Source organism: Leptolyngbya sp. FACHB-671, from assembly GCF_014695745.1.
Classification (GTDB): Bacteria; Cyanobacteriota; Cyanobacteriia; order Elainellales; family Elainellaceae; genus JAAUTN01.
On the sequence record NZ_JACJOV010000116.1, the window covers coordinates 1 to 12,133 of the forward strand.

The following is a 12,133-nucleotide window of genomic DNA, read 5'->3' on the forward strand; positions in this document are numbered from 1 at the left end:
ACTGCTGTTTTGATAGCGAGTTTTTAATTCCTCACGACTGAGGTGTTTTGCCAGTGTAATTGTACGTCCCATCCTTCTATCTTATAGTGTTACTCCACAGCCGGATTCCGTATTAGGTCTGGAGGGGGGAACTATGAGTTTAGTGATTTCTGATGAAATTGTGAAAGCCAGCGGGCTGTCCGAAGAGGAGCTTTTGTTAGAACTCGTTCTGCTGCTGTTTCAACAAGACAAAATTAGCCTGGGCAAAGCAGCGGAGTTACTGGAAATGCCTCAGATCCGCTTTCAGCGGTTGATTGCAGACCGTGGAATTTGTGTGCATTATGACGTAGCTGAACTACAAGAAGACATTCAACACTTAACGGCAAAAGGATTACTGTGATCGTTGTGAGTGATACTTCACCGCTGAGCGGATTGGCGATCGCAGGTCATCTGTCGCTATTGCAACAACTGTACGGGCAGGTCGTAATTCCCGCTGCGGTTGCCGAGGAATTGAAGCGAGGGGGACAGGAAGATGCACGAATTAATCAGGCTCTATCGCTGGCATGGATTGAGGTGCGACAACCGATCGATCGCACCCTGGTGGAAACCTTGAAAACAGATCACAATCTCGATCGCGGTGAAGCAGAAGCCATTGCCCTCGCGCTGGAGTTAAGCGCAGACGAATTGCTCATTGATGAACGCCTCGGGCGCAGAGAGGCAATGCGTTTGGGACTGTCGATCACGGGTTTGTTAGGAGTTTTGCTGGTTGCCAAGCGGCAGGGGCTATTGACCGCAATTCGACCTGTGCTAGATGTGTTGCTCACTGAAGCAGGTTTTCGAGTCAGCAGTCAACTGTATCCCGAGGTTTTGATTGCAGCAGGAGAATCTTGCGAATGACTAATGAGCAATCAACAATTGACAATAACCAATTGCCGAAAGGATGTAAGCACACAGAAGTTGGGGTAATTCCTGAAGACTGGGAAGTTAAACGTCTCAAACAAATATCCCCTTCCCAAAGCGTTGGTCTTGTCATCAACCCCTCATCATATTTTGATAATGAGGGTTCTGTCCCGATGTTGGTGGGTTCACAGATTTCAGAAAATCACATCAACTGGGAGTTGGCTAACCGAATCAGCAGTGTTAGTAATGAGTTACTTCCAGCGTCACGTCTTACAGCTGGAGACCTTGTAACTGTTCGTGTCGGTAATCCTGGGGTCACGGCTGTAGTGCCTCCTGAGCTAGACGGGTGCAATTGTGCATCGATGATGATTGTTCGACAATACTCTTCCTTCAGTTCACTCTGGCTCTGCTATGTAATGAACTCCCGAATCGGAAGATCCCAAGTTGAGCATGTACAGTACGGAACAGCACAAAAACAGTTCAACATTAGCGATGCCATAGATTTCACCTATCCTGTTCCACCCCTTCCGGAACAACGATCGATCGCCCAAGCCCTATCCGATGTCGATGCCCTGATTACCGCACTGGATAAAGCGATCGCCAAAAAGCGGGCAATCAAAACCGCCACCATGCAGCAACTTCTCACAGGCAAAAAACGCCTGCCAGGGTTTGGTGAGGGGAAGGGCGATCGGCAAACTGAAATTGGCGTAATTCCTGAAGATTGGAATTTAAGAAATATTGGAGATATTGGCTCTGTAAGTTCAGGTGGTACACCTAGCCGTACAAATCCCAAGTACTGGAATGGTTCTATTCCCTGGGTAACTACGACTCAAATTGATTTCAACATCATCAACAATGCAGAGCAATTTATTACTACTGATGGGCTTAAATACTCGGCAGCTAAACTATTTCCTCCAGGTACATTACTTATGGCGATGTATGGACAGGGAAAAACTAGAGGGAAAGTTGCAATATTAGATGTTGAAGCGTCAACCAATCAAGCTTGTGCAGCCATCACGTTTGGTCGAGATGTGTGTCAAAGTTATGTATTCCATTATCTAATTTTTCAGTACGAAGCTATTAGAAATCTAAGTAATACAGGCAATCAAGAGAATCTTAATGGTTTAATCATTAAGTCAATACAAATTCTACTTGCAAATGTAGAAGAACAACAAGCGATTGCCACTGTTCTCTCCGACATGGATGCTGAAATCGCTGCCTTAGAAACCCGCCTCGCTAAAACCCAGTCCATCAAACAGGGGATGATGCAAGAACTCCTCACCGGGAGGACGCGACTGGTATGAGCACCAGAGACATCTTCCAGGAAGCCGTCAAGCGAGGAGTGAAAAAAGACCAGTGGCAGATGTTCACATTTTGATAACTCATTACTGATGGATAGCAAGAAGTTACTAGAACAATTCGTAGTTGATAATGAGGATCTTGAACACCTAGAGAGCCTTTTAGATCAATTCAACATCTTTGAAGCAGTTGGCATGGTGCGGCAAGAAATCCGCCATTCAAGTTGTCTAGCCTTTCTGCTCAATCCCTCTGCATCCCATCGGCTTGGAGACATTTTTCTAAAAACTTTTCTAAAACGGCTATTGCTCGGTGCTAGCAATGCACCTGTTAGCTCGATTGAGATTGATATTGCAAATCTAGCAGACACTCAAGTGAGACGAGAATGGAAAAACATTGACATTCTGCTATTTTCTGAGACTAGTCAAATCGTTTGTGTTATTGAGAACAAAGTCGATTCGCAAGAGCACTCCAATCAGCTTTATCGATACCGGGAGATCGTTCTTGACCAGTTTAAGGACTTCAAGCAAATCTTTGTATATCTCACACCAACAGGACTACGACCCAATAGCGACGACGATCAGCAACACTGGCTACCGTACAGCTATGACAAAGTTGCAGCTTTATTAGATGATGTGTCCAACCGATACCGCTCTACGATTGGCTCCGAAGTCCATACTCTGATACAGCACTACAGTAGTTTAATTAAGAGGCATCTGATGGAAGACTCAGAGATTGCTCAACTTTGCCGAAAGATTTACTGGCAACACAAAGAAGCTCTCGACCTGATCTATGAGCATCGACCCGACCTGGAAGCTGAAGTTTTTGAAATGATCAAGGAAAGAGTTAACGGCACTTCCTCGGATACAGTGGTCAGTGACTACTCCCAGCCTGCTCGTAAGCTCTTGAGGTTCGCAGTACCTCAGTGGGATGCTCTTTCTTTCCAAAAAACCTGTGGCGGGTGGACAAAAAGTAACCGCATTTTGCTCTTTGAATTTGAGGTCAGACAGCCAAACGTTTATCTTGTATTGACCTTAGGACCGGGTGAATTAAGCAATCGTGTAGCGATTTTTGAGGCACTCAATAACCATGACCTCCTTGGCTGGACTGATGACAAACCCAAGAAGGACAAGGGATGGGTTGCCTTAATCAGAAGATCTGTCTCCGGGAACATCAGCCCGGATGCATCCATTAGTGACATCTCTGAAGAGATTCAGAACTTTTGGAATCAATTTCTAGAGAACGAACTTCCTCGTATCAACGAGGCAATTATGCAAACGTTTCAACCCACTAACCCCAGTGAACCGTAAGACTCAATATTGCGTGCTAGAACTGTGGGAATACTCAGTTGGCAAGGAGCCTACCGTTCATAGCTAGTGAGGAAGCACTATTGTGAGTACTGTCGGTCAACGGGAACGAATTACCCAAAATCGTGTTGTAAAGCTCTTTCAGGAGCAACTAAGCTACACCTACCTGGGTAACTGGAGCGATCGCGACCATAACCGCAATATCGAAGCTGGCTTACTCACTCAATGGCTCGAGCAGCAGGGCATCAGTGACATCCTGATCAACAAAGTTCTGCGGCAATTGGATCAGGCAGCAGCCCTGGGCGAAGGACAAAACCTTTACGATGCCAACAAAGCGGTTTATCGGCTCCTGCGCTATGGAGTCAAAGACAAAGAAGGAGCCGGACAGCAAAACCAAACGGTCTGGTTAATTGATTGGGAACATCCACAGAACAACCACTTCGCTATTGCAGAAGAAGTCACCATCAAAGGTGAAAACAAAAAACGTCCCGATATTGTCCTTTATGTCAATGGCATTGCTCTGGGCGTGCTGGAACTCAAACGCTCTAGTGTCTCAGTGAGTGAAGGCATCCGCCAAAACCTGGATAACCAGAAGAAGACATTCATCCGTCCCTTTTTCACCACCTTGCAATTGGTGATGGCAGGCAACGACACCCAGGGACTTCGGTACGGCACGATCGAAACGCCTGAAAAATACTACCTCACCTGGAAAGAAGAAAATCCAGACTACAACCCCCAGACCGACGACCGGAATCAAAAGTATTTCTCTTTTGATTGTGACACCTCAGACAATCTCCTCGACTGCGCCCTGCTGCGCCTTTGTGACAAGACACGATTTCTGGAACTCATCCACGACTTCATCGTGTTTGACTCCGGCACCAAAAAGACCTGCCGCCACAATCAATACTTTGGCATCAGGGCAGCTCAACAACACGTCCAACAACGTGAAGGTGGCATCATCTGGCATACGCAGGGATCTGGTAAGAGCCTGACAATGGTGTGGTTGGCGAAATGGATTCGGGAAAACGTCACCGATGCGCGTGTTCTCATCATCACCGATCGCACCGAACTTGATGAGCAGATCGAAAAGGTTTTCAAGGGCGTGGATGAAGACATCTATCGCCCCCCAAGCGGAGCCGACCTGATACAAACCCTGAACGATACTACCCCCTGGCTCCTCTGCTCCCTGGTTCACAAATTCGCCGGGAATGAGAGTGCCTCCGAGAAAGCTACCGACGAATTTATTCAAGACCTGCGAAGCAAGATTCCCAGCAACTTTGCCCCGAAAGGCAATCTGTTTATCTTTGTGGATGAATGTCATCGTACCCAGTCAGGCAAGCTCCACAAAGCAATGACCTCCATCCTGCCGAATGCCGTTCTAATCGGCTTTACAGGAACCCCCCTGCTGAAAATAGACAAGAAAGAGACAAGTATTGAAGTCTTTGGTCGCTACATCCACACCTACAAGTTTGATGAAGCTGTTACCGATGGAGTCGTGCTTGATCTGCGCTATGAAGCCCGTGACATTGACCAGCACCTCACCTCCCAGCAAAAGATTGACCAGTGGTTTGAAGCCAAGACACGAGGACTGTCTGAACTAGCAAAAACCCAACTGAAACAGAAATGGGGCACCATGCAAAAAGTGCTCTCCAGCGAGTCACGGTTAGAGCAGATTCGTAATGACATCCTACTAGATATGGAAACGAAGCCTCGTCTGATGGATGGACGGGGCAACGCCATGCTGGTCTGCTCCAGTATTTACCAGGCGTGCAAAATCTATGACCTATTCAGCCGCACTGACCTGGCAGGGAAATGTGCCATCATCACCAGTTACAAACCATCTCCTGCTGACATCAAAGGTGAAGAAACAGGAGAAGGGTTAACCGAAAAGCTCAACCAGTATGCCATCTATCGCAGAATGCTGGCAGAGTTCTTTGGCGAAAGCGAAGACAAAGCCATGAACAGGGTTGAAGAGTTTGAGCAGAAGGTCAAAGAGCGGTTTATCAAAGAACCTGGACAGATGCGACTACTGATCGTCGTTGATAAACTGCTGACTGGCTTTGATGCCCCGTCTGCCACCTACCTCTACATCGACAAGCAAATGCGGGACCACGGACTATTTCAAGCAATCTGCCGCGTTAATCGTCTCGATGGGGACGACAAGGAATATGGCTACATCGTGGATTACAAAGACCTGTTCAAGCGGTTGGAGGGAGCCATCACCGACTACACCAGTGGTGCACTCGATGGGTATGACAGAGAAGATGTCGCCGGACTGCTAAGCGATCGCTTGGAAAAAGCGGGCGAACGGCTTGAAGAAACGCTAGAAACTGTCAGAGCTTTATGCGAACCAGTTCAACTGCCCCGCGACACTAAAGACTATTTGCACTACTTCTGTGCCCCAGACACCACTGATAAAGATGTCTTAGCCAGTAACGAACCCAAGCGAATGGCTTTGTATCAAGCCGTTGCTGCCCTCATGCGTGCCTATGCCAACCTGGCAAACGAGATGGAAGAGGCTGGCTATTCTGCCCAAGAAACTGCCTCCATTAAAGCCGAGGTGGCGCACTACACCAAGATACGGGATGAGGTTAAAGTCGCCAGTGGGGACTACCTCGACATGAAGCTCTATGAACCCGCCATGCGGCACTTACTCGATAGCTACATTCGCGCCGATGAAAGTATAGTTGTATCTGAATTTGAGGAACTTGGACTGGTAGAACTAATTGTCAAAAATGGGGTGGGGGCACTGGAGCAATTGCCCGAAGGGTTAAAAAAAGACCCAGAAGCGATGGCAGAAACGATTGAAAACAATATCCGACGAACTATCATTGACGAGAATCCAGTCAACCCCAAATACTACGATCGCATGTCCGAACTACTGGACGCAGTTATTCAGGAACGTCGCGAGCAGGCAATCAGCTATCAAGAGTATCTAGAAAAGGTGAAACACCTCGCTCAGAGGGTGAAACAACCGGACAGCACCTCAGAACAAAACTATCCAGCATCCCTCAATACTCCTGCCAAGCGATCGCTCTACGACAACTTAGGAAAAGATGAAGCTTTGGTACTTCGCATCGACACCGCAGTACGCTACACCAAAAAGGAAGGTTGGATTGGCAATCGCTTTAAGGAGCGAGAAGTTGCCAATGCGATCCGAACTGAAATCGGAGAGCGTAATATTAATGTGTCCGATGTGCTGGAGCTGGTGAAGAATCAACGTGAGTACCAGTAACCTCGTAGTTGACAACAACCTGGTCGTGAGTGGCATCCCTGTGCAGATCATCCGCAAGGACATCAAAAACCTGCATCTGTCAGTATGTCCGCCCGATGGTCATGTTCGTGTTGCTGTTCCAACGCACATGACCGATGACAATGTGCGGCTTGCTGTAGTCTCTCGTCTGAGCTGGATTAGAAAACAACAAGCTAGCTTCCAGGCTCAGCCTCGCCAATCTGAACGAGAAATGGTATCTGGTGAAAGCCATTACGTGTTTGACAAACGGTATCGCCTGGAGGTGATCGAGCGCCGGGGTCGCCATGAAGTCGTCACCAAAAACAACAGCACCCTCCAGCTATTTGTAAACCCAGGCACCTCTACCCAAAATCGGGCTTTGGTGTTGAACGAATGGTACCGTCACCAATTGAAAGCTCGGATTCCCGATTTGCTCAATCATTGGCAATCCGTCCTGGGCAAACAGGTGTTAGATTGGGGCATCAAACGCATGAAAACCAAGTGGGGGAGTTGCAATATTAATCAACGACGCATCTGGTTGAATCTGGAACTCGCCAAGAAACCGATCGAGTGTTTAGAGTACGTCCTGGTTCATGAACTAGTGCATCTCCTAGAACGGTGCCATAACGAGCGTTTTAATGACTACATGGACAAGTATCTCCCCCAATGGCAACAATACCGCGACATCTTGAAGTGCGAACCACTGGGCCATGAGAAGTGGGACCACTAGCCCTACTCGACCCAAGCCACTGTCCTTTTGGAGAGAGTTGTGGAAGGGACTAAAAATTGACCTAACGTTTACAAAATCTCCGCAATCAATCATCCCTCTTTACAAATAGACTGTTATCACCGTCGAACAATTGGTAATCATAGAGCAATGACCTGGTGATGCGAATCGCTTCATGCGAATTCGTTCAGGACGTTACTCTACTGCTGAGGATGTCGCAGGCAATGCCAAGAAAAAAAGACTTTTGGGAATTAGCTGACTCCACTATTCTGGGGCGGACTAAAAAGAACGAGCTATTGCAGATTGCCCGCAGCGAACACCAACAGGTTCAGTCATACCGCGCCCAAGTTGAAGCGCAAACCCAACAAATTGGCTCACAAACTCAACTCGTTGACCATCTACGAAGTCAGCTTAACCGGGAAGGCGACGTGCATCGGCAGGTGTTACAAGATTTGCTCAAAACTTTTGAAGAACAGCAGCAAAACCACGAGCAAGAACTCTATCGTCTGCAACGAGAAGCCAGAGATTGGGAAAACGTTGCTCAAAACTACGAAGACGTAATCATTACCCAGCGCAGTGAAATCAGCTACCTCCAGTCCATCACCCAACGCATTAAGCAATTTGGTCAGATGTCGCCTTTCGACGCAGGGCAAGCATTTGTGAAATGGTTGTTTGGCTCCAAAGCAGATGAAGCGATCGCCCACTGCCCCGACTGCAACGGCGTCATTCCGTCCTCAGACTACCGGTTTTGTCCTCATTGCGGTAGCGATCGCCAACTCTCTCGTTCCAGCCAACAGGCATAACCCTTTATGAAAACCATCACCCGCAAACAACTTGTTGACCTGGGAGCCAGCAAATATCAGGCTGAACTGGTGACAAAATCCCTCACCCCCCTTCGTAAACAGGGCAGAGCCAATGTGTATGACCTGTTTGCTGCGAGCGATCGCTGCAAAGAATTGATTGAAAACAAACGATTAAAAGAAGCCACCCGTAACGCTATCCAATCCCTGCGATGGGCAATCCTGTCCCTTGCTGAGCAAATTCAGGACGCTCCTTTTGGCATGAGCGGGCTTGAGCAATTGGAATATGCTGACAAACTCCACCATCGCGCAGAAGACCTGTTTACTCAAACCAAAGCAAAAGCGCAGCAAATGAAGAAAACTTCTGCGAAAAAGACTTCTACCCCAACTGCAAAAGGTACGAGGAAATGAGCGAATTACTCAGAATCATTGATTCAGAAACCGCTTTAGCTCAAGCTGAGGAAAAATTTGCTCAGACCAAACGGACTAGGGAAAACCTGAAACAACGACGCAACGACGGCAAATTACTTTACAACAGTTGGCAGGGCAGCAATGACTGGCATCAATGGCGGATTCAACAGCTAGAGCACCAGGGCTGGAAATGTGCCTGTTGCAGTAAGCAGATGGGCTTTGGAGAGAAGACCTACCTGGACAACGGAGACTTCACGCTGGAGCCCCACCATCCAACTGTTGATCACATCTTGCCTAAATCCTTCTTTCCAGAACTTACTCTCGACAAACAAAACCTTGTTATGGTCTGCTGGTCATGTAACAGAAAGAAGAGCAACAGTGTCGCGATCGCTTCAAGAATGCGTCATCAAAAGCTGGAACAAAGGCGGAATATCAAAAATAGCAGCCTGTAAATTCAATTACTTGGGCGATCACCATTTTGACTTTAACTTTTGTTCTGTTGATCTGAAATGTGGTCAACAGAAAACTCTCAGCGCCCTCTCTGAACATGCTTCGTCGATAAGGTTTTCTTAAGTTCGCCCAGTTTCAGAATTCGGATTTACTAAGGAATAGGCAGTTGAGGTTGATAGATTAACTTACTGGGTTTCCTGATGTAAAGTCGGCTGAACATCCGTACTGCTTCAGCAATAAAAATCAACCGCCACGACTAAGCCAAAATCTTCCCACCGCAGGAGATCGCTTGATTGTTCGATGGGAAACTGGAATTGATTTCGGATCTGAAGCTGCTCCGACTGCTGGTTTGACTGAGGAGAGAGCGAAGAATGGGGGCGATCGCATCACTAGCACGACTTTTCCTTACATTCTCTACACGAATAACCAGTTCATGCCGTTTCCTGGCTGCTGTGGGTCAGTTCTACCCACACTCAAATATACCCGAGTGAATTATATGAAGCTCTAGCATGTCATCGTTGCGAAAATTGTTATCACCCCTGCTAAGCTTTACTCTCAACTTGGATTGGTTCTGAGGTTAATTTCAGCACTTCTTGAAATAATGATGCTCCTTGGACCTAGACAGGGAACTATAGAGCCAGATACAGATGCACAGGTAAGTCTCACTGTTTCTAAAACGCTGCCCCTAATCCTCTGCTCTCATGCTTTCAGAGAGAGACTACATTCTATTCTTGGAGACACTCTACAGACAAACCGGTTCAATTAATTTTTTGAGCGGGTTAAGAATCTATGGAAAGTGGTTACGGGAACAGGGATTTAATGATTGGGACGACTGGGAAGATTTCGTAGAAATTGTTGTAGGAAAATCTAATCGTTGGAGCTTACAGTACATTTCAGAGGATGATTGCGATGACTGTGATACCTCCGATGCGAATTGGCAAGTATTAGGCTATTGGAGCACTTGGGACAGCGCAATCCATAATTTGGATGTGTGGATAGACTTTCACGAACCTTGGAAGGATTTTGATGAGGAAATAGCAAAGCTCAGCTATGAGAGTTTGAGCTTCTCGAATGAGAATTTGAAATATGAAAATTCTTTAAAAACACAGCTGCTAGTTGAAGAGGAACTTGATTTTATGACCGAGGAAGTTAAGGCTCAAATTAAGCAGATAGAAGATCGAACGGCTGAAATACTCTTGTGTGTCAAGCAACAAATTGACAATCCTAATGTTAGTGAGGTGGGCGAGCAATTCACGAACCTTGAACAAGAAAACCTTCATTTAAGACTAGAACTAGAGAAAACAAAAGTTCAGCTAGAGATAGTCACCAGTGAGCGTGAGGGTTTAGTTGGGAAACTGGAAGCTGCAAGTGACGAGAATGCTCAATTGACAAAGCAAATTACTAGAACTACAGCGGAACGAGATCAATTCAACCAGAAAAATGCAATTCTTCAAGGAAACCTCGAAGAAGTTCGAAAACAGAATGAAAATCTTGACTATTATTTGTGTGCGGTTCAGGAAAAACTGAATGTTGAAATTAATGAACGATCAAAGCTTTGTGAGCAAAATAAGTATTTATCTGAACAAGCCGAAACTTTAAGAGAGGAAAAGAAGAGCCTAGAATCTTATCTAGAAACTGTTAAAACTCAATTTGAGAAGCAGAGTCAGAAGAACAGTGAACTGTCTGAGCAAATAAATGTATTGAATAGAGAAAAAAGAGATATTGAAACCAATTTAACTAATGCAGAAGATCAGCTAAAACAATGCAAGGAGGAAAAGCAGTCCATTTCTCAGGAAGTTACGGTACTAAGATCAGAAGAAACAAATTTGCTTAAGTCCACTAAAGTTGCTTTAAGCGAGCAGGAAAAGCTACATAATCAGCAATTTGAGTTGCAGCAACTATTGAATCACGTTCAGGAAAGCAGAGTCGATCTACAAGCTGAAATATCTGAGGTTAAAATGCTCCATGAAGAAGCAAACCATCAGGTAACGCTTCTACGCGATCGCCTTTATCCTTTACTTGACTCTCTTGTTATGCAGATTCAAGAATTGAGGTCTGCTCAGGTTAACATTGACACTCAAACATCCCTAACTCAACTCGCAATTCAGCTTAACAATATCCAGGAGCAGCTAAAACAGATTCATCCGGTTGCATTTCCGCTGCTACAACAGCTTAGACAGGAGCAGTCTCGTTTACAAAATGAGCTATCCAATAAGCAACCCCAATTACAGCAGCTTTCTCAAGAACTTGGTACATGTCAGATTCAACTTGCGGAAACAAATGCTCAGTTTCAAAAATCTCGGCAATCTTTAGAGTGGTCTGAACAAGAGCGTTCTAGTATCCAATCACGCTTTTCTCAGTCTGAGGAGCAGGTTCAGTCACTTCAGACGCAGCTACACCGAGCACAGCAGGATGCCGCTCAAATTCAAATTGAGCGGACAGAACTACAATCTCAGCTAGCCGTTAGTCAAAGGGATTTGGAGCATACCCAGCAGCAGCTGCAAAGAGCCTATCAGGATAGCGAACAACTCAATCGAGAGCGACTGATAGCTTTGGAGGATTTGCAAAACAGCCGTACAACTATTGCCCAACTTCAACTTCAATTGGTGGTTTCTAGGGAAGAGTTAGAACAGGCTCAACAACGATTGCGTCAAACTCACCAGGATATTGAATCTCTCAATCAGGAGCGATCGATTTACCTCGAAACATCTCGTGAGCGCGAGTTAAGAATTACTCAACTTCTTGACCAATTGGCTGCAAAGGATCGGGACTTACAACAAGCTCGGCAGGAACTAGAGCGAGTTAAGGGGCAACTGGTCAAACCTGAAGAACTTCAACAAGGGCTTTGGGATAGACTTGTGAAAGTCTATCGGGGTGCCAAGGAATGGCTCCGTAAATTGTTTAGCAAGGATTGAATTGACTAGGTTCAAGCTTGGGTAAGGACTCGACGCACAGGGAGGAGAGGAGTTGGTCATAGGAGGATAAGCCGTGTTGGACGGACTGAACCGAGGAGAGCATCGGGGAGTTGGGT

Annotated in this window: 11 protein-coding genes; all 11 read left to right on the top strand. The window is 46.3% G+C overall.

All coding sequences use genetic code 11. The features are described from left to right. Positions 1-133 precede the first annotated feature (133 nt). The 11 genes from H6F93_RS15470 (at position 134) to H6F93_RS15520 (ending at position 12,017) form a co-directional block, all read left to right on the top strand. The gene (locus H6F93_RS15470) at positions 134-379 is read left to right on the top strand and encodes a UPF0175 family protein (protein ID WP_190682305.1); all 246 of its coding nucleotides are present in this window, start codon (positions 134-136) and stop codon (positions 377-379) included. Between the two features lie 5 nt (positions 380-384). Further along, entirely contained in the window at positions 385-876 is a 492-nt protein-coding gene (locus tag H6F93_RS15475) for a PIN domain-containing protein (RefSeq protein WP_524537954.1), read from the top strand. Further along, positions 873-2,183 carry a restriction endonuclease subunit S gene (locus H6F93_RS15480; RefSeq protein ID WP_190682312.1) on the top strand — a complete coding sequence of 437 codons (1,311 nt, stop codon included), beginning with the start codon at positions 873-875 and terminating at the stop codon, positions 2,181-2,183. The genes H6F93_RS15475 and H6F93_RS15480 overlap by 4 nt, the downstream gene beginning before the upstream one ends. 87 nt (positions 2,184-2,270) lie before the next feature. Further along, positions 2,271-3,485: a PDDEXK-like family protein gene (locus H6F93_RS15485; protein ID WP_190682315.1), complete on the top strand. Its 1,215-nt coding sequence runs from the start codon at positions 2,271-2,273 to the stop codon at positions 3,483-3,485. Between the two features lie 82 nt (positions 3,486-3,567). After that, complete coding sequence (locus H6F93_RS15490) at positions 3,568-6,717, top strand: type I restriction endonuclease subunit R (protein ID WP_190682319.1); 3,150 nt, start codon at positions 3,568-3,570, stop codon at positions 6,715-6,717. Continuing rightward, positions 6,704-7,444, top strand: coding sequence for a M48 family metallopeptidase (locus tag H6F93_RS15495; RefSeq protein WP_347277303.1), 741 nt, complete (start codon positions 6,704-6,706; stop codon positions 7,442-7,444). Before H6F93_RS15490 ends, H6F93_RS15495 begins: the two co-directional genes overlap by 14 nt. Before the next feature lie 221 nt (positions 7,445-7,665). Further along, complete coding sequence (locus H6F93_RS15500) at positions 7,666-8,244, top strand: zinc ribbon domain-containing protein (RefSeq protein WP_190682321.1); 579 nt, start codon at positions 7,666-7,668, stop codon at positions 8,242-8,244. Between the two features lie 6 nt (positions 8,245-8,250). Beyond that, positions 8,251-8,652: a hypothetical protein gene (locus H6F93_RS15505; protein WP_190682324.1), complete on the top strand. Its 402-nt coding sequence runs from the start codon at positions 8,251-8,253 to the stop codon at positions 8,650-8,652. After that, complete coding sequence (locus H6F93_RS15510) at positions 8,649-9,104, top strand: HNH endonuclease (RefSeq protein ID WP_190682328.1); 456 nt, start codon at positions 8,649-8,651, stop codon at positions 9,102-9,104. The genes H6F93_RS15505 and H6F93_RS15510 overlap by 4 nt, the downstream gene beginning before the upstream one ends. Positions 9,105-9,391: 287 nt before the next feature. After that, complete coding sequence (locus H6F93_RS15515) at positions 9,392-9,610, top strand: hypothetical protein (RefSeq protein ID WP_190682331.1); 219 nt, start codon at positions 9,392-9,394, stop codon at positions 9,608-9,610. Positions 9,611-10,238: 628 nt separating this feature from the next. Next, positions 10,239-12,017, top strand: coding sequence for a coiled-coil domain-containing protein (locus H6F93_RS15520; RefSeq protein ID WP_190682334.1), 1,779 nt, complete (start codon positions 10,239-10,241; stop codon positions 12,015-12,017). Positions 12,018-12,133 lie beyond the last annotated feature (116 nt).